The following is a 19,767-nucleotide window of genomic DNA, read 5'->3' on the forward strand; positions in this document are numbered from 1 at the left end:
TCCCGTATGTATTGAGATTTAGCTGGCGAGTGGCTGGACGCCGCTTATAGGCGGGCCAGAACCGTGCGGGCGGCCCCAAAGAACCGTTCACGCAGTCGCGTGCGGTCTTGCAACGTAGGTGCTGGGGTCAGATTGAGTCTCATGCGCATCAGATATATCGCGTCAGTCCGTCAATCAAGGCGCAATCCTGCGGCGGGCTTGCATCATGCGTCAACGCTGTCCAAGCTGGCAAGCAGGAGACGTGCATGAACCCAGACCTGATACCCAGTTCGCTGTCTGATCTGTATCAGACCATGATCGAGGCCTTTTCCCTACAATTCGATAGACTGGTCGATCTGGTCATTACACCGGGCTGGCGTCAACATCAGCTGGTCATCATCCTGGGTCTCTGGGCGCTGGCCTATGTGTTGAAGCTGGTTACGCAGGGCCGATGGGAGGCCTGGGCCCGTGCCCGCTCTGGTTGGCCCAAATGGCGGTTGCGCACGCTGATCCAGCTGATGCAACGTCTGACGCTTGTCTATTTCGTCACGCTGTCCTGGATGCTGTATCTGGTGATGCAGCAGATCACCTGGCCATCGCGCAGCTATATCATCGGGGTGGTAGCAACTTTGGCGACCGCCTGGCTGGCGATTGCACTAGTGGCCCGTCTGGTGCGAAACCGGACGCTGCGGCGAATTTTCAAATGGGCAATGTGGGCCTATGCGACGCTGATTGCGCTGAACTTGACCGATGACGTCGCCGGGTTTCTGGATGGGGTGGCGATCTCGATCGGGGATCTGCACCTCTCGGCGTTGGGTATCCTCAAGGCGCTTTTGCTGATTGGCGTGTTGTTGACGCTGGCCCGTCTTGGCACCGGTGCTGCTGAACGTGGCCTCAAACGCAATGACGATATCTCGCCGTCAATGCAGGTCTTGTTGGCCAAGGGATTACAGGTCGTCATCTATGGCGCCGTCTTCATGGCCGCCATTCGGACGCTGGGCTTTGACTTGACGGGTATTGCGCTGTTGTCGGGGGCCATTGGCGTCGGCATCGGCTTTGGTTTGCAGAAAGTGGTGTCGAATCTGATCTCGGGCATCATCATCCTGATGGATCGGTCGATCAAACCGGGCGATGTGATTTCGCTGGGCGACACGTTCGGCTGGATCAACGCGCTGGGCGCGCGCTATGTCTCGGTGGTCACGCGGGATGGGCGCGAATACCTGATCCCGAACGAGGATTTGATCACCAATCAGGTGGTGAACTGGTCGCATTCGGACCGGTTCGTGCGGCTGGATCTGACATTTGGCACAAGTTACACGGATGACCCCCATAATGTGCGGGCAACGGCCATCCATGCGGTTAAATCTGTCGAGCGAGTGCTCAGTGGCAGCGGGCATGACGCGGTCTGCCATATCACCGGGTTCGGCGACAGCAGCGTGGATTACGTGCTGCGATTCTGGATCAGCGATCCGACCAAAGGGCTGACCAATATACGGGGCAATGTCTATCTGGCGCTGTGGGACGCATTCAAGGCTGAAGGCATCTCGATCCCATTCCCGCAGCGTGAGGTTCGCCTGCTGAACGACGACGCCGATGCGCAACAGCTTGCCACAGAGTAAGCAATCGTTGCGATCCTTTGGTCTGTGTTCATTGAAATGTTGCAATCTCCTTGCTACCTTATTAGTACCCCGGCGCCGGGATATCATGGCGCGCAGCAAAGGAGGACTATGTCCTGTCTCTACACACTCAGGCGGGTTTGCCCGCCGAAGATGGGGCCAATATGATGGCCCACTCTCAGTCAATCAGCGACAAGCTGCTTGAACGTATCCTTTCCTCACTTTCCGATGACAAGGCCGAAGACGTCGTGCAGATCAACCTGCAGGGCAAGTCGTCCGTCGCGGATCACATGGTCATTGCCTCGGGTCGGTCGACCCGTCAGGTCTCGGCCATGGCGGAAAAGCTGACGGATCGCATCAAGCAGGAATTCGGATTCACCTCGAAGGTCGAAGGCAAGGATGCTGGCGACTGGGTGCTGATCGATACGGGCGACGTGGTCGTTCATATCTTCCGCCCCGAAGTGCGTGAATTCTATCAGCTGGAAAAGATGTGGCAGCCTGCGGGCGGCAGCGCCTCGGCGAACTGAGGCGCTATCCCGGCCTGCATTAACGGGTCGGCGGCGAGAGAGATATGCGGATCAGCATAGTTGCGGTCGGGCGATTGCGCGCCGGACCCGAAAAGTCCCTGCTTGATGATTACCTGACCCGATTTGATCGGACCGGCCGCGCGCTGGGCCTTGGGCCTGCGCGGGTGATCGAGGTCGAAGACAAGAAAAACGCAGGGATTGGGGCCGAGGCCACATTGCTGCGCAAGGCGCTGCCCAAAGGCACCGTAATCTGCACGCTTGATGAACGGGGGCGGGTGATGTCCTCGCCCGATTTTGCCCAAAAGCTGGGCGGTTGGCGCGATGCGGGGCGGCAGGATCTGGCGCTGATCATTGGCGGTGCCGACGGAATAGCCCCTGATCTGCGCGCCGAAGCGGATTTCTCCATCTCTTTCGGGTCCATGGTCTGGCCCCACATGCTGGTCCGTGTGATGCTGGCCGAGCAACTTTATCGGGCCGCAACCATCCTGTCGGGCGGTCCCTATCACCGGGTCTGACATGGCGCAGCTATTGATCGTTTACCATTCACGCACCAGCGGCGCCCGGCAGATGGCCGAAGCTGCTGCCGAAGGTGCGCACGATGAGGCCGACACCGTTTTGAAGCCCGCAGAGCGGGCCGGACCCCAAGATCTGCTGGCCGCAGATGGCTATATCTTCTGCGCACCCGAAAACCTGGCGGCGATTTCGGGCGTGATGAAAGAGTTTTACGACCGCTGTTATTATCCGGTTCTTGGTCGCATCGAAGGTCGCCCCTATGCCCAGATGATCTGTGCCGGGTCAGACGGCGAAAACGCCGCGCGCCAGACGGCCCGGATCGCAACCGGTTGGCGGCTGAAAGAGGTCCAGCCCCCTCTGATCATATGCACCCACGCACAAACGCCCGAAGCAATCCTAGCCGAAAAGCGCATCCCCCAAGACGCGCTGCAGACATGCCGCGACTTGGGGCAGGCGATGGCCGCAGGGCTGGCGTTGGGCGTATTCTGAGGTCAGTTCAGCGGCACAACAATGGTTTCGTCTGCCCAGCCATCCACGCTGCAACGGGCCTGTATCTGGACCTGAGATGTACCATCAGGAATTGCCACCCCGCCCAGCGAGCGGGTAAAGGGCTGTTCCGTCTCATGCGGGTGATGCAACACACGCATCCCCAGCTCATTCCCGTCCATATCCAGCACACGCCAGCCATCGGCATAGTGATCCCATCCGGTGTCCGGATGCCGGATCGTCACGTCGAAACGCCAACTGCCACCGCTGGACGAGGCGTTGACCTGCTCGATCGTTGGCGGATCGGCTAGGGTGGGGCTGGCCAGAAAGGTGCAGAGAATCACATATCGCATGTTTCGATCCTAAACTCTTGGCGGTATAGAGCTTCGCTCTAATAGAATCAGCTCCCGGCCGAAGTCTATGGAATTGCCCACTGCAGCAAGGCTTATATTTGGAAGCATATTTTTAATGCAAGCTATGCAAGGTGAAACAGACAGTTATCGGAGCGTGTCTAGAGCACGAATTGAGCGTTCGATTCTCAAGCTACTGAGACCACTTGAACTTGCCAGTTTGTTTACCGTTCATGTCGTGAAAAGTACCCTTTCCACTGGGCTTGAACAAATAAACGACCCCGAATTCCTTGAAGACGACCTGCAGACCGTTCTTGGTCTTTGTCATCGGATTGTTTGCCGGCGAAGTATTAGTGTCTCGCAAGCACAAACCACTGTTGGATTTACAAGATACGATCTGCGGACTGTAAGGCCCTCCGTTCTTTGAGTGCCAGTCGGAAGTTACCGTAAGTCTGGACCCTGCCGCGATATCCTGAGCCAAGGCCGGTGACATCGAAGTCAACAAAGTTATTGCTATGCCTACGAACACTTTTTTCATGGAACTATCTTTCTTTAAAAAATTTGAAGCATCTTGGCAGATTTGAGTTAACTGTCAAATCTTGTCGGCAAGGATAATGCTACTCGGCTGCTCAGGACTCAGATCGGACAATCGTTGCGTGTTGACCAAAAGCTCGCTTCGACCCACATGAAAACCTGCTGGCAAAAAGTAAGAACCAAAAGCCGGGCGTCAACGCCACGGCGATGGCATGGGGTCACGACTGCGTGTTGCCAACCTGCGCCATCAAGATCGCGCGGGATTGCGAGGCGAATTCGCGTCGGTAAAGCAGGCCTGCAGTGATAACTGTGCCGACGATCAACGCGAGTGGCCCCAGAAACCATGCAAGCAAGGCCAGTGCGAAATAGGTAGAGCGCAGCCCGCGGTTAAAGCTGCGGGCGGCGGTGACACAGATCTCGGCCGATTGCGTGGCGCGGGGATAGGCGATGGGATTTTCGGGCTCATTCGGGACCGCGGCCATCAGTACCGCGCAATAGCCGAACAGACGATGCGCCCAGACATATTTCAGAAAGGCATTGGCCAGCAGCAGGACGACGGCGAGTATCTTGATCTCCCACACCAGGGCTGGAAAGCTGCCGATGGCCAGATCACTGGCGACACCGGCCAGACGCTCGGTATTGCCCAGCAGGGCCAGGCCACCACCGATGGCAATCATCGTGGTCGAGGCAAAGAAGGTACTGCCTTGCCGCATCGTGGCCACGACCTGCGCGTCAAACATCCTTGGCTGGCGTGTGACCATCTCGCGCATCCAGTCGCGGCGATACTCATCCATCATCAAGGCCACTGACCGCTTCTTTGGCGACGGGTTTTCGATCATCCACCCAAGGCACAGCCAGGCCCCCATCATCAGCGTTATGGCGGCAAAATCCAAAGGGGCAAACAGAGCGGCGCGGTCAATCCAGGTCATGGCCGTGACAGTACTTCCGGAAGTCGGAACTTGCCATACTGACAAATTGGTAATATTATTTTACCAAACCAAGGAGCCTGCCATGGAAATGCCAAAGCCAAGCCCTGATGTCCTGCGTCGCAAAGATGCGGTGCTGGCGCGCCTGTCGGGGGTTCTGCCGGACGACGCGATCATTTATGACCCGGCCGAGACACGCGCCTATGAATGCGATGCTTTGACCGCCTATAGATGCCCGCCGATGCTGGCGGTTTTGCCTTCGACAACGCAGCAGGTCTCGGATATCTTGCGCATTTGCCATGACGAAGGCGTACCGGTGGTACCGCGCGGTGCAGGTACGTCGCTGGCCGGGGGCGCGCTGCCAACAGCTGATTGCGTCATACTGGGCGTGGCCCGGATGAACGACGTGCTGGAGGTTGATTATGACAACCGATTCATCAAGGTCCAGACTGGGCGCACCAACCTGAGCGTCACCGGCGCGGTCGAGGAAGAGGATTTCTTTTATGCCCCCGATCCATCGTCGCAACTGGCTTGCGCGATTGCGGGCAATATCGCGATGAATTCCGGCGGGGCGCATTGCCTGAAATACGGGGTGACCACGAACAACCTGCTGGGTGTGACCCTGGTAATGATGGATGGCAGCGTAGTCGAAATCGGTGGCGCTCATCTGGACGCGCCGGGTCTTGACCTGCTGGGGGTGATCTGCGGGTCCGAAGGGCAACTGGGCGTTGTCACCGAAGCGACCTTGCGCATCCTGCGCAAGCCAGAAGGCGCACGGCCCGTCCTGATGGGGTTTGATGACAATGAAATCGCAGGCCAATGCGTTTCGGACATCATCAAGTCCGGTATCTTGCCTGTCGCGATTGAGTTCATGGATCGCCTGTGCATTCAGGCCTGCGAAAACTTTGCGCATGCCGGGTATCCGGAATGCGAAGCATTGTTGATTGTCGAGGTCGAAGGCTCGGAGGCCGAGATCGACAGCCAGCTGGCCAAGATTGTCGAGATTGCAAAACGCCACGATCCGGTCGAGCTGCGCGAGAGCCAGTCGGCGGATGAAAGCGCCCGGATCTGGTTGGGCCGCAAATCGGCCTTTGGCGCCATGGGGCAGATGAACGACTATATGTGCCTGGATGGGACCATCCCGGTATCGGCGCTGCCCGCCGTATTGCGCCGGATTGGTGAGCTGAGCGATGAGTTCGGCCTGCCGGTTGGAAATGTATTCCATGCCGGTGACGGGAACATGCACCCTTTGATCCTGTTTGATGCCAACAAACCCGGCGACCTCGAAAAATGTGAGGCGTTCGGGGCGGAAATCCTGAAACTTTGTGTGGATGAGGGCGGTTGCCTGACCGGCGAGCACGGTGTGGGAATCGAAAAGCGCGATCTGATGCATCATCAATATGCCCCTGCCGATCTTGAAGCGCAGATGGCGGTTAAAGATGTGTTCGATCCAGGATGGTTGCTGAACCCGGCTAAAGTGTTCCCGCTGGACGCCTCCGAACCGCGTCGCAACCCGCAAATAGCCGAAAAATAGGCTCTAACAAAGAGATATATGATGAAACCCACGTCCGAAACTGAACTGGCCCAGATGGTTGCCGGACTTACAGGTGCCGTGCGTATCACAGGCGGCGGCACTCGTGGCATTGCGGGTTCCGGCCAAGTGATTGAAACCTGCGGGATGACAGGCATCACACTGTATGAACCCGGCGCCTTAACGCTGGTTGCGCAGGCCGGAACACCGCTAGCCGAGGTTGAGGCCGCATTGGACGCCGAGGGCCAGCAACTGGCCTTTGAGCCGATGGACCATCGCAGCCTGTTGGGCACCCAAGGCGAGCCGACCATCGGCGGTGTGGTTGCCGCCAACATCTCGGGGCCGCGCCGCATTCAGGCAGGCGCATGTCGCGATTTCTTACTGGGGGTGCGATATGTCGATGGCACCGGGCAGGTGATCAAAAATGGCGGGCGGGTGATGAAGAATGTCACTGGCTATGATCTGGTCAAGCTGATCTGTGGGTCCTGGGGAACGTTGGGCGTGCTGACCGAAGTGTCGCTGAAAGTCCTGCCCAAGCCGGAACACACAGCAACGCTGTCAGTGACCGTATCTAATGCAGAAGCAGCGATAAAAACGCTGTCCGCAGCGCTTAGATCTCCGTTCGAGGTCACTGGCGCAGCTTATGACCCGGAGTGCGAAAAAGCCTTTGTTAGGGTCGAAGGATTTGCAGGCTCCGTCGCTTACAGAACCGAGAGGCTGACATCCGAACTGTCTGGGTTCGGCCAGATCGCAAATGTCGATGAACCGGCAACGCTGTGGACGGCGACCCGCGATGTTCACGCGTTCCGGGGCAAGGCTGGCGACGTGTGGCGTCTGTCTGTCACGCCCGGTGACGCCCCGATGATCGCGGCGCGGGCCGAGGCTGAACAGGTGTTCTACGACTGGGGCGGCGGTCTGATCTGGCTGCGCCTTCCTGCGGGAACCGATTTGCGGGCGCGACTTGGCACTTTTTCTGGTCATGCAACCCTTGTGCGCGGCGATGCGGAAACGGTCGAGCGGCTGGGCCGGCTCCAGCCTGAGAGTGTAGCTATACAGGCTCTAATAAAAGGCATTCGGGCGAAATTTGATCCCCGAGGGCTGTTTAACCCGGGGCTGATGGGGTAGGGCAATGCAGACAGATTTCACCGAAAAACAGCTGCAGGATCCGGCGATCCAACGCTCGAACCAGATCCTGCGCAGCTGTGTTCATTGCGGCTTTTGTACCGCCACTTGCCCGACTTATCAGGTGCTGGGGGATGAGCTCGACAGCCCGCGCGGACGGATCTACCTGATCAAGGACATGCTTGAGAATGAGCGTGTCCCGGATGAGAAAACCGTCAAACATATCGACCGCTGCCTGTCCTGTCTGGCCTGCATGACCACCTGTCCGTCGGGCGTTCACTATATGCATCTGGTCGATCATGCGCGCGAGTATATCGAGCAGAATTACAAACGCCCGCTGACCGATCGCCTTCTGCGTTGGGTTCTGGCGCAGATTCTGCCCTATCCGATGCGGTTTCGCTGGGCCCTGATCGGGGCCAAGCTGGGCCGTCCCTTCCGGTTTCTGATGCCGGATGCGCGGCTGCGGGCGATGCTGGAGATGGCACCAAAACATATCCCTCCGGTCAGCCGCAACGATGACCCGCAACGCTTTGCCCCTAAAGGAGCGCCGAAAAAGCGCGTGGCACTGATGACAGGCTGCGCCCAAAAGGCGCTGAACACGGATATCAACGACGCCACGATTCGCCTGCTGACCCGACTGGGCTGCGAAGTCGTTGTGGCCAAAGGCGCGGGATGCTGTGGTGCGCTGACCCATCACATGGGCAAGGTAGCTGACAGCCATAAAGCGGCGGCGGCCAATATACAGGCCTGGACCAGAGAGATCGATGGCCAGGGGCTGGATGCCATCGTCATCAACACCTCAGGTTGTGGTACGACCGTCAAGGATTACGGGCACATGTTCCGAAACGAGGCTTTGGCGGCAGATGCCGCGCGGGTTTCGGCGATTGCCATGGATATCAGCGAATTGCTGGTGCAACTGGACCTGCCCGGAGGCCAGCACAAGGGCATGACCGTCGCCTATCATGCCGCTTGTTCTTTGCAGCATGGGCAAAAGATCAAAAACCATCCCAAAGACCTGTTGAAGAATGCGGGTTTCACCGTGTTAGAGCCTTCTGACAGCCATCTGTGCTGTGGCAGCGCCGGGACCTATAACCTGATGCAGCCTGAAATCTCGGGTCAGTTAAAGCAACGCAAGGTTCGGACGCTTGAGGCTAAGAACCCTGATGTTATCGCTGCAGGCAATATTGGTTGCATGATGCAGATCGGTTCGGCCACGCAGATACCTATTTTGCATACGGTCGAGCTGTTGGATTGGTCCACAGGCGGGCCGTTGCCGCGTGCGATGCAGCAGGGTCATGAGATGGGAACGGCCGTGCCGATCCTGCGTTAGCTGCCTGATGCAGGGCTGCATCAGATAGAACGGGAAACGTACCGGCCCTATTTTCGCCGTACCCGACAGCTATGAGTATGCGCTGGAAGCAACGCCGGAGAACCGCTTGAAAAACTGGATCAAGGCTTTTGCGCTGGCACTCATGCCGATGGCCGTACTGGCGCAGGATAGCGGGCTGAAAAGTCTGGACACCACAGATGCCGGGCGGGCCTGGATGGCTGTCGGGCGCTTGAATATTGACGGCGAAGCATTCTGCACCGCGACGCTGATTGCGCAGAACCAGGTGCTGACGGCAGCGCATTGTCTTTATGATAAGGCCACAGGCCAACGTATTGACCTGTCTAAGGTCGAGTTTCTTGCCGCCTGGCGTCTGGGTCGGGCATCAGCCTATCGTGCGGCGCGCAGGGCGGTGATTCACCCCGATTACTTTTACGACGACGAAACCCCGACCAACCGGATCGGTAGCGATATTGCGCTGATCGAGCTATGGCAGCCAATCCGCAGTACCTCGGTCATTCCATTTGATACCGGCGATCGGCCCGTTCGCGGACAGGAAGTTGGGGTTGTGTCCTATGCGAAGGACCGCGCCGAGGCGCCATCATTGCAGGAGGTCTGCTCGGTCGTGACCGGCGTTTCCGAGGTTCTTGTCCTGTCCTGTGATGTCGAGTTTGGATCCTCCGGCGCCCCGGTATTTGCGTTCGAGGGCGAAAGACCACGGATCGTCTCGGTCGTGGCGGCCAAGGCGGAATTCAATGGCGAGCCTGTGGCCATAGGTACCGCGGTCGAGGTTTCGCTGCCTTTGCTGCGGAGTGAACTGTCCGCCGGGCGCGGATTCAGCGGCTCGGAAACCGGCGATTCGGCAAGCCGTCATATTGGCGCCAGGTTCGTCCGGCCATGATCCGATTTTGGGCAAGTCTGTTTTTATGCCTGGCTATGATGACAACGATGTCCCAGGCGCAAAGTGCAAAACGCAAACTCACCGACCGCGATGACCTATATGGCTGGGAGGCCGTCGGCCGCCTGGATATCGGCACCGAGGGGTTTTGTACGGGTACGTTGATCGCACAGGATCTGGTGCTGACAGCGGCCCATTGCGCCTTGGACAAAAGAACCGGTCAACCCTATGGGCCGGGGCAGGTAACCTTTCGGGCAGGGCTAAGCGACGGAACTGCGTTGGCAGATCGCAAGGTGGTGCAGATCGCGGTACATCCGGATTACACACGTTTCGCTCAACTGTCGCCCGATGCCGTGCGCGTTGATGTCGCGTTGATGCGGCTGGATCAACCGATCCCCTATTCCGTGGCCGATCCCTTTGCGTTGCATAACGGGCGCGTGGCGGGGGATGAGGTCAGTCTTGCATCGTATGGTCGGGGCCGATCGAATGCGATTACGCGGGAACGGTCCTGCAAAATCCTGCAGCGCTTTCAGGGCCTGATCACATTCAACTGCGACATTACCTTTGGGTCCTCGGGTTCGGCCCTGTTGGCGCGAAACGGTCCGCGCTGGCAAATACTTTCAGTAGTCTCTGCAGTTGGTACGGATGGTCGGCAGAAAGTGGGATTCGGTATGGAATTGCAGGAAATTGTGGCCGATCTGAAGGCGACTCTGCGCCGGGATGCCCCTAAACCAAAGGCGACAATAAAGCGATTGCAGGTGGGATCAGGCAAGTCGGATACCGGTGCGAAATTCATCAGCTCCGGAGGGGGTTGAACTCGGCCAGAACGTTTCCCATGTCAAATGTATCAGGTCGCCGCAAACGGGGCCTGAGACAATCGAACGCCCGTCCGATCGGAGGGCATTACGTTCATCGCTCAAACATGAGGATACGACATATGCGTACATTTGACTTTGCACCGCTGCACCGCGCCACCGTAGGTTTTGACCAGATTGCTGACATGATGGATCGCGTTCTGACCAATGATGTGGCTCAACCCAGCTATCCGCCCTACAACATCGAAAAAACCGATGTCGACACCTATCGTATCTCGGTTGCTGTTGCCGGTTTTTCCGAGGCCGATCTTTCAGTCGAAGTGAAAGAGAATTCGTTGGTCGTCGCCGGTAAGAAAACTGCGGAAGACAAAGATCGCAGCTATCTGCACCGCGGCATCGCCACCCGCGCGTTCGAGCGCCGTTTTGCCCTTGCCGACCACGTTCGTGTCACCGGTGCCAGCCATGAGAACGGCATGCTGAATATCGATCTCAAGCGCGAAGTGCCCGAAGCCCTGAAAGCCCGCCGGATCGAGATTTCGTCCAGCAAGGCCATCGAAAAGGATGTGGTTGACGCCAAAGCCGTAAACTGAGGCAGTCAGTCACCACGCCGCGGTAATCGTTCCTCTCTGGATTACCGCACCATGCGCCCCGCGTTCCTCCAGACGCGGGGCGTTGCCTTTACGGCCAGCTGTTCAGCGAAGGTTTGGGCGGATCAGACCGACAGGCAGATGTATTTCATCTCCAGATAGTCTTCCATGCCATGATGGCTGCCTTCGCGGCCCAAGCCGGATTGTTTGACGCCGCCGAACGGGCCCAACTCGGTTGAGATGATGCCGGTGTTCACACCAACGATCCCGTATTCCAGTGCTTCGGCCACTTTGTAAACGCGGCTGAGATCTTTGGCATAGAAATACGAGGCCAGACCAAAGATCGTGTCATTGGCCATGGCGATCACGTCGTCTTCATCCTCGAACTTGAACAGCGGTGCCAGCGGGCCAAAGGTTTCGTCCTGCGCCACCAGCATGTCCTGCGTCACACCGGTGACAATGGTCGGCTCAAAGAAGGTGCCGCCCAGATCGTGCGGCAGGCCACCGGTCAGGATCGCGCCGCCTTTGTCGGTTACGTCTTTGATGTGTTCTTGCACCTTGGCAACGGCGTCATCATTGATCAGCGGTCCGGTGGTGATGCCTTCGTTCAGGCCGTCACCGACGTTTAGAGCCTCGACCGCAGCCTTCAACTTGGCAGCAAACGCGTCATAGACACCGGCCTGCACATAGATGCGGTTGGCGCAGACACAGGTTTGGCCGTTATTGCGGAACTTGCACATCATCGCGCCTTCGACGGCGGCATCCAGATCGGCATCGTCAAACACGATGAACGGCGCATTGCCGCCCAGTTCCATCGAGCATTTCATCACCTGTTCCGCCGCCTGCCGCAGCAGGATGCGCCCGACTTCGGTTGAGCCGGTAAAGGTCAGCTTGCGCACGCCGGGGTTTTCGCAGAATTCCTTGCCGATTTCGCTGGCGTGCGACGAGGGCACCACGTTGAACACACCGGCGGGGATGCCTGCCTGCTGGGCCAATGCACCCAGAACCAGCGCCGACAAGGGTGTCTCGGCGGCAGGCCGGGCGACAAAGGCGCATCCGGCTGCAAGCGCCGGTCCGGCCTTTCGCGTGATCATCGCATTGGGGAAGTTCCAGGGCGTGATCGAGGCCGCAACGCCGATGGGCTGCTTCAGTACCATGATGCGTTTGTCGCGCTGATGACCTGGAATAGTCTCGCCATAAACGCGCTTGGCCTCTTCGCCGAAAAACTCGATGAACGAGGCGCCATAGCCGATTTCACCCACGGCTTCGGCCAGGGGCTTGCCCTGTTCGGCGGTCAGGATCTTGCCTAGATCCTCGGCGTTTTCCATCATCAGATCGTACCAGCGGCGCAGGATCACCGCGCGTTCCTTGCCGGTCAGCTTGGCCCATTCCTTTTGCGCGGCCTCGGCCTGAGCGATGGCACCTGCAACCTGTGCGCGGCTCAAGTCAGCGACCTCGGCGATCACGTCGCCCCGCGCAGGGTTGGTGACGGAAAACGTCCCATTGTCACCATCGACCCACTGGCCGCCGATATAGGCCTTGGTCACCAGAAGATCGGGGTTTTTCAGAATGGATTTCAGGTCGGTCGTAGTATCCAGCATGGGTCGGACTCCGGCAGAAAAGGGTTTGTGCGCACCCAAACAGGTGGCGTCGCATTTGTCTATGTCCACTCGGCGGGCAGGATCAATCCAGATTTGATCAAATTCGTCGTTGCAGAGTGCAGATATCTCGCCTGCGTGGCCTATCTTTTTCGATACGAAATTGTAAAAGTCTCGGTGATTTGAGGGCTCAAGGGGATGTAAATGAACATAACATTCCCTATCTTATTGGGTAAATAAAGAAAACAGGGGACAGCAGAGATGTCGAACCAGCAATTCGAAGCGTTGATTGAAGAAACACAGACGAAAGTGCGCGAAAGCCAGTCGCAGATCCAAGGGCTGACCTCGCGGATTGAGGCTGCGCGGGCCAAGATCGGTACGGCCGAGGCGGATATCGATATCGAGAACGCCACTTTGGAAGATGTGCACGCCCATACCGAAGTCATGAACGCCAATATCGCCGAGCTGATCATGGGTCTGGATGACGTCACCAGCGCGTTTTCCAAGGATTTTGACGAGATGCGTTCAAAATCCGGGTGGGAGACGTTTGTTGGTATCTTCTCGAAGGGCAAATCTGAATCGATGCGGCAGGAGCGGATGCGCACAGCCAGTATCGACGACAAGCTGCAGGACCTGATCGCCAAATCCGACGTGATCGTGAAACTGCTGGAAGGGCAGCTGTCGGTGCTGGAAGAGCAGCGCGTGAAGGTCGAAAACAACCTGACCGGCACGCTGGATGACCGTGAGGCCACCGTGGCCGAGTTGGAAGCGCTGCGGGCTGAGATTCAGGGCATGGACCCGACAATTATCACGCTGGAGAACAAGATCAGCGTCGAACAGGACGCCGCCGCGCGCACCCAGCTTGAGACCGAGCTGGCTGAGCTGAACAAGCAATACAACGCCAAGGTTCAGGAAGAGCAGGTCAAGCTGGCCAAAAGCCAAACGCTTGAGCGCTATATCGAAAAGGGCAAGACCTGGGTCGATTCCCTGCAGAACCAGGCGGCGACGCAGATGGTGCTGATCAACAAGCTGCAGACAGACACGCAACAGCGCGTGGTGCTGTATGACGCCCTGACCAAATCGCTGAAAACCGCGCAGCAGCAGGACGTGGCCCACCGCATCAACGAGATCGGCGTGCAGACCGACCAAGAGGCGCAAACCGCCATGGCCTCGATCGGCACCGCGACCAACCAGAAGATGGCCGACATGCTCGAGGCGCATGAGGACCACATGGTCTTTGCCCGCGACGTGCTGGAGAAAAAGGCCAAGGCAGATGAACGCTTTGCCCGCCGGTTTGCGTCGATTGTCGAGAAGCATGATAAGAATTTGTATGGGGGTTGATCTTGGAACTGCTGGAGTTTTTTACATTTCTGGTGGCTCCAGAGAACTGGTTTTGGTGGATCGTTCTCGGCAGTTTCTGGCTTGTGTTCTCAGTGATGTACGCCGTTCTAGGCGGACCGTTTGGATGGGTGGCCGTCGTTCTTGTGGTCGCCAGCCTTTCTCATTCGGCTCATCGTTTGTGGAACGGAACCGTTGACTGAACAAATTCAACAAAGACCCAAGGTCGTCGGCTTCAGAATACTCTGGTTCGGTATAGCGATGATTTTTTGGCCTATTTTGGCGGCGTTTTTGTCCGGGCTTTTGTTTGCACAGGGCAGCTTTGGAATGTTCATAGCTCGTGTATCCTACCATTTGGCGTTTTTGCTGGGCACTCCCAGTATGCTGGCGGGCGTCGTGGCTGTAATGTGGGCTCTCGTTCTATTAAGAAAACAGAAGCGTCAATCGCAGGCAAACGTGAATGAGTGACCTTAACCTCACCCAAGACCATGTCGGCCTGACCGATACCTTCGCCTCGCGTCGTTACTTTCGCAAATTCGAGGTAATCACCGTCCACCTTCTGCGCGTGGCCGCGACGATGGAGGCGGAGGGCGCGATCTCGAAACAAGAGGTGCGGATCGTGTCGCGCTATCTCTCGGGGCTGCTCTACACCTTCCGTGCGCTGTCCATGAAATACCTGCTGGTCGGGCGCGATACGGGGCGGTTCTTTGGCAGCCTCGCCATGGACAAGCGCGACAGCGGGTTTCCGGTGGCGGCCGAGCTGCTGACCATGGCCAACGATGCGCAGCAGGCGCAAGTGCATCTGGCGAATATGCCGTCCGAGGATGAGCTGAAAACCGACATGGTGCGCACCATTATCAGCGACCGGGAGATCCCGACCAAGCTGCAATTCGCGCTGTCCCAAAGGCTCTATTACGAGGAATTGCTGAAGGGTGAGCTTTTCTGGGCCCGTAACGATCCCGAATGTCACTGGATTGGCAATGAGGGCGAGCGGCGAAAATTCCTGATCCACTGGGCGGTGTACGACAGCCAGATCAACCTGCCGGTCATCTACCTGATGGAGTTGGAGGATTCGGGGCGCACGGCCCTGCCCAAAGATCAACGCCGCTGGCCCGAAGTGCAGGCGCATCTGATGGCGCAATCCTTGGGTGGGCTGAAACTGGTGACCATCGCCAAAGGCTTTGATCAGGATTTCGACGACCTGCATCCCAAACACCTGCGCCGCATTCATGTGGGGCCGATGTACTCCTCGGCCTTTACCGAGCAATCCGGCCCGCTGCGGCAGGTGCTGGAGGATGCGAAATCCCCTGCGGGTCAGGATTGGGCCTTGGCCTGGACCACTGAAGCGCTGCGAAGCGAGGATGTGATTCAAGAACGCTCAGGCTGGTTCGGGACCGTAGACCGCGAGGTTTTTGCGCTGGACCCATTCGGCGGGCAGGGGGCCGAGACGGGGGCGACGCAAACCGAGCGCTCGATCATTCTGCCACAACGCCCGTTCCAGGTACTGGCCGAGCGCAACCCGCCGGGTTTTGGTGACGTGCGCAAGTTCGTCGTCAGCAAGACCGGGCAGGTGTTGAGATATTGAAGACAGTAAAGGCTATTTTGAGATGAGTTTGACGTCAGACCAGATGGAATTGCGCGAAGACGATATTCGCAAGCACTACACTGCGGCCACCGCCTTGATGAACGGGTTCGAGCACGCGCCGCGGATTGCCAAAGCGGTTGAGGCCGCGGTTGAGAGGTCGCCGGGCGTCTCCACGGGTCGGCGGTTTCGGTCTACCACGCCGGGTCTGGTGACAAGGCGCACTGTGCGGGCCGACGGGGTGCATCTGGTGGAACGGATTGAGGCGTCTGATGATGGCGATACGCTGGTTTCACCCCCGCAGGCCACCACGCAACAGGCCATTCGCCGCGCCATCGCCATCGCTCTGGCCGTGTCTGAGGCCTATGCGGAACAGACCCCGCTGACCGATCTGAAACGCGCGAACCTGGCGGGGGATCTGCCCGCCGCGCGCAAGACCGAATTCTCGGAACTGCTGACGGCCGAGGCGCTGATCACCTCGCACAGTTTCGGCAATGCACTGGCCTATTTGATGTCCTCACATCTGGGCGAAACCACAGTTGATGTCGGGGAAATCGAAGAAGTTCTGACCGACAATGGCCAGCTTGCCCTACACGGCGCGCTGTGGGAGCTGGACCAGACCCTCGCCAAACACGCGCCCGATGATGCGCATTTGATCGCGGCCACCAGCGCCTATGCCGAGCAACTGATGGACAAGGCTGCCCTACGCGCCCAATCCGCCGGCCATCTGGCCCCATTCCAGAACGCCGCCTGGCATATAGAGGCTAATGATCTGACGATCCGAGGGTTTGAGCCAGCGTCCAAAGCCAAATCCACCACCCTGACCATGACGTTCAAGAAACCGAACGAGGTGGTCGGCAACCATATCGCCAAATATCAGGCGATGAAGCTGGCCAAGATGGTGATGGCCTATGACTTCGACCGTCGCCTGAACCCGTTTGCCGAGCTTGGCGGGTTCATCTTTACCTTCATGGGTGACGGCAAACCGGGCACCGGAAAGACCACCCTGATCCAGATGATGGCCGGGCTGATCAACGACTATTGCCAGAACGCCGGCTATCCGTTCCGCTATCAGAACCTGAGCACCGACAATATCGACAGCTATCAGGGCAAATCCGGCCAGAACGCCAAAGCGTTTATCAACACGATCATCGACCCCTCTGTCATCGGCTTCGGCACGATCGACGATATTGACCAACTGGCGGGCAAACGCGGCGACCGGCAGTCGTCAGCCGGGCAGTTGGAAATCACCGCAGTGCTGATGGAAAGCTTTGCGGGCGCCAACACCGTCGTGCGCGGCAACTGTACCTTTGGCATGTTCTCGAACTACCCCGAGAATGTGGACGACGCCCTGCGCCAGAGGGCGGGCGCACGGTTTCTGGTGGACGGGCCGCAAACACGCGAGGATTACATCGACATCCTGCACCTGCTGATGGGCCGCAACCATGACATCCCGCTGGGCGAGCACGAAGCCTATGCCGCGCAAGAGATCAAGAAGGCCGTCGCTGCCAGTTTCGAAAGCCACTCCCGGCCGCATGAAGAGGCTCTCTTGCAGGTCTATGACCGGGTTTCAGGGCAGATCGGGCAGTTGGACACGATTGCCAAGATGGGCACCTACCTGAAGGCGATCCAACAGGCGGATGAACGGTTCACCGGCCGCGCGATCAAGAACATCACCGATGCGGTCAAGGTCCGCGCGATGGATTTCGAACTGCCCGACGAATGGATGGAGAACCCCGACCTGTTCCTGTTCCGCGACTACGTCACCAAGAAGGCCATGATCGAGGACCTGCGCCAGCCGATCACGGTGGAAATGGTGATGCAAGAGATCAATCGCTACGCCGACAGCGAGTTCCGCTATGCCGACAAGAGCGACGAGGTCGCCATCGACAACGCGGTGCGTGAGATGGGCCGGATGGAAGAGGCCAAGCGGCGGTATCTGGAGGGGAAGTGACCTATCTGATCGCCATAGGTCTACCGCTACTGGTGAGTACTGCGGTTGCTATACTAATAGGTTTACGAGCCTATCACACGGCTCGTGCGACCAAAGAGAATGGAAAGGAATGGCTTCTTCCATTGTTGGCCTACGGTGCGGCTTGCGCACCTCTAACAATTCTTGCCAGCTATGCTTTAACGGATGTTTTTGTCGACCGCTTTGCTGTGGACGCTGGCAACGCAAATCCCGCAGATGTTATGGTCTATTTTCAGCTACAGTTCTGGTTGATAGCAATACCCGTTGGATTCGCGATCATTTTTGCCTTCGCAAGAGGATTGCGCGCATGAGTTTTGAGTTAGAGAAAATCGTGGTTCTGGTTGAGCGTGATATCGCGGCGAAGCCGCGACGCGCCCGACCCGCTCCCCAGGGCGGGCGCGTTCCGCACCCACCCTCGGGCCGGGAGCATCGCTACCGTTGCGCGGGAAGGCAAACGTCATGATCCGCCTCATCGAAAAAGGCCTGATGTTCGGCAACCTCGTCCACATCTCCAGCCCGGCTCTGGTCGAGCGGTATAACCGCGCGTTGCAGCATCTGGCGGGCAGGACCACGGCGTTGACGGATTTCCATGTCGATATCTCGGGCTACTCGCCTGAGGTGGGGATTGAGCTGGAGGATGAGCTCTACCTCAACCCCAACGGGGTCAACCGGCAGTTCATCCTGCTGACGACCGAACAGAAACGTGCGCCTCTGCTGAACGTCAAATTCTCGACCTCGCGCGATATCCTGCGCGAATTTATCGAGATGAACGAGGCGCAACTGTTTGCCCTGACCGCCACCGATGCGGTGGCCGGAGAACTGGTGAACTCGGTCTTCAAACTCAGCAATCCCCGCGATCTGTTCAACCTGCGCAAGATCGAGATTGAGGCCGACACCGCAGGCGGCACCCTGCGCAAGGCCGAGCAACTGGCAGGTATGGTCGAACGCTTCAAGACCGAAGAGGATGCATGGTTCGACGATGTCCTGATCGCCAAAATGATCGAAACCTCGAAGGAAACCGGTGACGTCACCCGCAACCCGGTCCGTCTGCGCCATACGGCGTTTGAGCAGCAAAATTTCTGGACGGCGCATTTCGGCGGGCTCTATCTGTTCCCGGATCTGGATCATCCGGCGGCTATCTGCATGGGCGAAAAGCCCGACGATCTGAACATCAAATACACGTTTGACCCGTCGCAGCGGAACCAGATCGCCAAGTTCCTGGACTATAACGACCTGGTCGAACCCATCGTCAAGGCGCGCGGCGTGGATGCTGCTGCGATCCTGCAGCAAAAGATGGACTTCCTGACCGTCGACGCGGCCGCTGATGCCGGGGTCGATCTGACTGGCCTGAACCGCAGTGATATGCGTCGGCTGGCGCGCACCCACGCGGATCGGTTGCCAGAGGCCTATCATGGGCTGGCGCAGCTATTGCGTTGGGCGACGGATGGCGGGCGGTGGCCCCGGATCACCTCGGATCATTCGGCGTATTTCTATACGCTGCGGGCCGCCGATACGCCGAACCGTGATCTGGTGAACATGCTGCTGGCCGAATTGGCCCCACTGGACCCGCGCCAGATGTTCATCTGCCACAAAGAGCTGTTCTATAGCACCTACAAATCCTGGTCCGAGGCCAAGAAGGCCTATGTTGCTGATTTCCTCGCGCGTGAGTATCAGGTGGACAAGGCGGGTGCCCGCGCTGCCCTGTTCGGACATGAGCCGGATATGAGCGGTCGAGACAGGATCAACGAGACCGTTATCGCCCGCGTTGGTCCCTGGGGCGCGTTAGGAAAGGATTGAAATGTTCGGAGCGATGCGCCTGTTTCTGGTCCTGCTAGTCATCCAGACCGTGGCCTATTTTGCCCTGTCGCTGTATTCACGCAGTGTGCGTCGCCGCAGGCTAGAGCATTGGTGGGACGAAAAGGGCAAAACCGGAGACAAGGCAGCCTTTGTCGCACGGGGGCTGCACGTCTATGACAATTCGTTCCGGCGCAAATTGATCCTGGGTGTCTATGTTGTGCCTTGGGTAGCGATCGGGTCGCTGATCTACATTGTGAACTACATGTGAG

General features: G+C 58.2%; 23 protein-coding genes. 18 read left to right on the top strand and 5 right to left on the bottom strand.

The window, feature by feature from the left end; all coding sequences use genetic code 11:
• Positions 1-44: 44 nt before the first annotated feature.
• The gene (locus AC2FGB_RS12185) at positions 45-143 is read right to left on the bottom strand and encodes an isopropylmalate isomerase (protein WP_271950909.1); all 99 of its coding nucleotides are present in this window, start codon (positions 141-143) and stop codon (positions 45-47) included.
• 102 nt (positions 144-245) lie between these two features.
• Here AC2FGB_RS12185 and AC2FGB_RS12190 point away from each other — a divergent pair, with 102 nt between their 5' ends.
• The 4 genes from AC2FGB_RS12190 to AC2FGB_RS12205 all read left to right on the top strand — a co-directional run bounded on the left by AC2FGB_RS12190 (position 246) and on the right by AC2FGB_RS12205 (position 3,124).
• Positions 246-1,598 carry a mechanosensitive ion channel family protein gene (locus AC2FGB_RS12190; protein ID WP_496678537.1) on the top strand — a complete coding sequence of 451 codons (1,353 nt, stop codon included), beginning with the start codon at positions 246-248 and terminating at the stop codon, positions 1,596-1,598.
• A gap of 161 nt (positions 1,599-1,759) precedes the next feature.
• A complete protein-coding gene (gene rsfS / locus AC2FGB_RS12195) occupies positions 1,760-2,122 on the top strand; it encodes a ribosome silencing factor (protein ID WP_142638376.1) in 363 nt (120 codons plus the stop codon).
• Positions 2,123-2,166: 44 nt separating this feature from the next.
• The gene (gene rlmH / locus AC2FGB_RS12200; protein WP_271950900.1) at positions 2,167-2,637 is read left to right on the top strand and encodes a 23S rRNA (pseudouridine(1915)-N(3))-methyltransferase RlmH; all 471 of its coding nucleotides are present in this window, start codon (positions 2,167-2,169) and stop codon (positions 2,635-2,637) included.
• A 1-nt stretch (position 2,638) separates the two neighbouring features.
• Positions 2,639-3,124: a flavodoxin family protein gene (locus tag AC2FGB_RS12205; RefSeq protein ID WP_271950897.1), complete on the top strand. Its 486-nt coding sequence runs from the start codon at positions 2,639-2,641 to the stop codon at positions 3,122-3,124.
• A 2-nt stretch (positions 3,125-3,126) separates the two neighbouring features.
• Here the strand turns inward: AC2FGB_RS12205 and AC2FGB_RS12210 are convergent, their stop codons facing one another.
• The 3 genes from AC2FGB_RS12210 to AC2FGB_RS12220 all read right to left on the bottom strand — a co-directional run bounded on the left by AC2FGB_RS12210 (position 3,127) and on the right by AC2FGB_RS12220 (position 4,934).
• Positions 3,127-3,474 carry a hypothetical protein gene (locus tag AC2FGB_RS12210; protein WP_142638371.1) on the bottom strand — a complete coding sequence of 116 codons (348 nt, stop codon included), beginning with the start codon at positions 3,472-3,474 and terminating at the stop codon, positions 3,127-3,129.
• Between the two features lie 190 nt (positions 3,475-3,664).
• Positions 3,665-3,799, bottom strand: a complete 135-nt coding sequence (locus AC2FGB_RS12215; protein WP_271950893.1) for a hypothetical protein — start codon at positions 3,797-3,799, stop codon at positions 3,665-3,667.
• A gap of 424 nt (positions 3,800-4,223) precedes the next feature.
• Entirely contained in the window at positions 4,224-4,934 is a 711-nt protein-coding gene (locus AC2FGB_RS12220; protein WP_142638369.1) for a DUF599 domain-containing protein, read from the bottom strand.
• Positions 4,935-5,016: 82 nt separating this feature from the next.
• Here AC2FGB_RS12220 and AC2FGB_RS12225 point away from each other — a divergent pair, with 82 nt between their 5' ends.
• The 6 genes from AC2FGB_RS12225 to AC2FGB_RS12250 all read left to right on the top strand — a co-directional run bounded on the left by AC2FGB_RS12225 (position 5,017) and on the right by AC2FGB_RS12250 (position 11,214).
• Positions 5,017-6,465, top strand: a complete 1,449-nt coding sequence (locus tag AC2FGB_RS12225) for an FAD-linked oxidase C-terminal domain-containing protein (protein ID WP_496694081.1) — start codon at positions 5,017-5,019, stop codon at positions 6,463-6,465.
• 21 nt (positions 6,466-6,486) lie between these two features.
• On the top strand, positions 6,487-7,587 hold the full coding sequence (locus AC2FGB_RS12230; protein WP_281995565.1) for an FAD-binding protein: 1,101 nt from the start codon (positions 6,487-6,489) through the stop codon (positions 7,585-7,587).
• A gap of 4 nt (positions 7,588-7,591) precedes the next feature.
• A complete protein-coding gene (gene glcF / locus AC2FGB_RS12235; protein ID WP_281995566.1) occupies positions 7,592-8,914 on the top strand; it encodes a glycolate oxidase subunit GlcF in 1,323 nt (440 codons plus the stop codon).
• A 106-nt stretch (positions 8,915-9,020) separates the two neighbouring features.
• Positions 9,021-9,812: a trypsin-like serine peptidase gene (locus AC2FGB_RS12240; RefSeq protein WP_271950881.1), complete on the top strand. Its 792-nt coding sequence runs from the start codon at positions 9,021-9,023 to the stop codon at positions 9,810-9,812.
• 38 nt (positions 9,813-9,850) lie between these two features.
• Positions 9,851-10,624, top strand: a complete 774-nt coding sequence (locus tag AC2FGB_RS12245; RefSeq protein ID WP_496694082.1) for a trypsin-like serine peptidase — start codon at positions 9,851-9,853, stop codon at positions 10,622-10,624.
• Positions 10,625-10,746: 122 nt separating this feature from the next.
• On the top strand, positions 10,747-11,214 hold the full coding sequence (locus AC2FGB_RS12250) for an Hsp20 family protein (protein WP_142638359.1): 468 nt from the start codon (positions 10,747-10,749) through the stop codon (positions 11,212-11,214).
• A 122-nt stretch (positions 11,215-11,336) separates the two neighbouring features.
• Here the strand turns inward: AC2FGB_RS12250 and AC2FGB_RS12255 are convergent, their stop codons facing one another.
• Positions 11,337-12,812, bottom strand: a complete 1,476-nt coding sequence (locus tag AC2FGB_RS12255) for an NAD-dependent succinate-semialdehyde dehydrogenase (protein WP_496694083.1) — start codon at positions 12,810-12,812, stop codon at positions 11,337-11,339.
• Between the two features lie 258 nt (positions 12,813-13,070).
• Between AC2FGB_RS12255 and AC2FGB_RS12260 the strand changes: the two genes are divergently transcribed.
• The 8 genes from AC2FGB_RS12260 to AC2FGB_RS12295 all read left to right on the top strand — a co-directional run bounded on the left by AC2FGB_RS12260 (position 13,071) and on the right by AC2FGB_RS12295 (position 19,766).
• A complete protein-coding gene (locus tag AC2FGB_RS12260) occupies positions 13,071-14,150 on the top strand; it encodes a coiled-coil domain-containing protein (RefSeq protein ID WP_271950875.1) in 1,080 nt (359 codons plus the stop codon).
• Between the two features lie 2 nt (positions 14,151-14,152).
• On the top strand, positions 14,153-14,350 hold the full coding sequence (locus AC2FGB_RS12265; protein WP_281973554.1) for a hypothetical protein: 198 nt from the start codon (positions 14,153-14,155) through the stop codon (positions 14,348-14,350).
• Positions 14,343-14,615, top strand: a complete 273-nt coding sequence (locus AC2FGB_RS12270; protein WP_282022195.1) for a hypothetical protein — start codon at positions 14,343-14,345, stop codon at positions 14,613-14,615. The genes AC2FGB_RS12265 and AC2FGB_RS12270 overlap by 8 nt, the downstream gene beginning before the upstream one ends.
• Positions 14,608-15,732 carry a hypothetical protein gene (locus AC2FGB_RS12275; RefSeq protein WP_496694084.1) on the top strand — a complete coding sequence of 375 codons (1,125 nt, stop codon included), beginning with the start codon at positions 14,608-14,610 and terminating at the stop codon, positions 15,730-15,732. Before AC2FGB_RS12270 ends, AC2FGB_RS12275 begins: the two co-directional genes overlap by 8 nt.
• Before the next feature lie 22 nt (positions 15,733-15,754).
• Positions 15,755-17,683, top strand: coding sequence for an AAA family ATPase (locus tag AC2FGB_RS12280; protein WP_496694085.1), 1,929 nt, complete (start codon positions 15,755-15,757; stop codon positions 17,681-17,683).
• Positions 17,680-18,012 carry a hypothetical protein gene (locus tag AC2FGB_RS12285; RefSeq protein WP_281995570.1) on the top strand — a complete coding sequence of 111 codons (333 nt, stop codon included), beginning with the start codon at positions 17,680-17,682 and terminating at the stop codon, positions 18,010-18,012. Before AC2FGB_RS12280 ends, AC2FGB_RS12285 begins: the two co-directional genes overlap by 4 nt.
• A 148-nt stretch (positions 18,013-18,160) precedes the next feature.
• Positions 18,161-19,498 (top strand): DUF6638 family protein, encoded by a 1,338-nt coding sequence (locus tag AC2FGB_RS12290; protein ID WP_281995571.1) that lies wholly within the window; start codon positions 18,161-18,163, stop codon positions 19,496-19,498.
• A gap of 1 nt (position 19,499) precedes the next feature.
• Entirely contained in the window at positions 19,500-19,766 is a 267-nt protein-coding gene (locus AC2FGB_RS12295; protein WP_271950857.1) for a hypothetical protein, read from the top strand.
• The last annotated feature ends 1 nt before the right edge of the window (position 19,767 follow it).

This window comes from Ruegeria sp. CDSC021, assembly GCF_059610845.1.

What these genes read in the sequence shown, in the direction of transcription:
- AC2FGB_RS12230 (WP_281995565.1), top strand. Translation starts at nt 6,487, where the DNA reads ATGAAACCCACGTCCGAAACTGAACTGGCCCAGATGGTTGCCGGACTT.
- AC2FGB_RS12210 (WP_142638371.1), bottom strand. Translation starts at nt 3,474, where the DNA reads ATGCGATATGTGATTCTCTGCACCTTTCTGGCCAGCCCCACCCTAGCC.
- AC2FGB_RS12250 (WP_142638359.1), top strand. Translation starts at nt 10,747, where the DNA reads ATGCGTACATTTGACTTTGCACCGCTGCACCGCGCCACCGTAGGTTTT.
- AC2FGB_RS12275 (WP_496694084.1), top strand. Translation starts at nt 14,608, where the DNA reads ATGAGTGACCTTAACCTCACCCAAGACCATGTCGGCCTGACCGATACC.
- glcF (WP_281995566.1), top strand. Translation starts at nt 7,592, where the DNA reads ATGCAGACAGATTTCACCGAAAAACAGCTGCAGGATCCGGCGATCCAA.
- AC2FGB_RS12225 (WP_496694081.1), top strand. Translation starts at nt 5,017, where the DNA reads ATGGAAATGCCAAAGCCAAGCCCTGATGTCCTGCGTCGCAAAGATGCG.
- rsfS (WP_142638376.1), top strand. Translation starts at nt 1,760, where the DNA reads ATGATGGCCCACTCTCAGTCAATCAGCGACAAGCTGCTTGAACGTATC.
- AC2FGB_RS12245 (WP_496694082.1), top strand. Translation starts at nt 9,851, where the DNA reads ATGACAACGATGTCCCAGGCGCAAAGTGCAAAACGCAAACTCACCGAC.
- AC2FGB_RS12260 (WP_271950875.1), top strand. Translation starts at nt 13,071, where the DNA reads ATGTCGAACCAGCAATTCGAAGCGTTGATTGAAGAAACACAGACGAAA.
- rlmH (WP_271950900.1), top strand. Translation starts at nt 2,167, where the DNA reads ATGCGGATCAGCATAGTTGCGGTCGGGCGATTGCGCGCCGGACCCGAA.
- AC2FGB_RS12290 (WP_281995571.1), top strand. Translation starts at nt 18,161, where the DNA reads ATGATCCGCCTCATCGAAAAAGGCCTGATGTTCGGCAACCTCGTCCAC.
- AC2FGB_RS12280 (WP_496694085.1), top strand. Translation starts at nt 15,755, where the DNA reads ATGAGTTTGACGTCAGACCAGATGGAATTGCGCGAAGACGATATTCGC.
- AC2FGB_RS12190 (WP_496678537.1), top strand. Translation starts at nt 246, where the DNA reads ATGAACCCAGACCTGATACCCAGTTCGCTGTCTGATCTGTATCAGACC.
- AC2FGB_RS12185 (WP_271950909.1), bottom strand. Translation starts at nt 143, where the DNA reads ATGAGACTCAATCTGACCCCAGCACCTACGTTGCAAGACCGCACGCGA.
- AC2FGB_RS12205 (WP_271950897.1), top strand. Translation starts at nt 2,639, where the DNA reads ATGGCGCAGCTATTGATCGTTTACCATTCACGCACCAGCGGCGCCCGG.
- AC2FGB_RS12220 (WP_142638369.1), bottom strand. Translation starts at nt 4,934, where the DNA reads ATGACCTGGATTGACCGCGCCGCTCTGTTTGCCCCTTTGGATTTTGCC.
- AC2FGB_RS12215 (WP_271950893.1), bottom strand. Translation starts at nt 3,799, where the DNA reads ATGACAAAGACCAAGAACGGTCTGCAGGTCGTCTTCAAGGAATTCGGG.
- AC2FGB_RS12255 (WP_496694083.1), bottom strand. Translation starts at nt 12,812, where the DNA reads ATGCTGGATACTACGACCGACCTGAAATCCATTCTGAAAAACCCCGAT.
- AC2FGB_RS12295 (WP_271950857.1), top strand. Translation starts at nt 19,500, where the DNA reads ATGTTCGGAGCGATGCGCCTGTTTCTGGTCCTGCTAGTCATCCAGACC.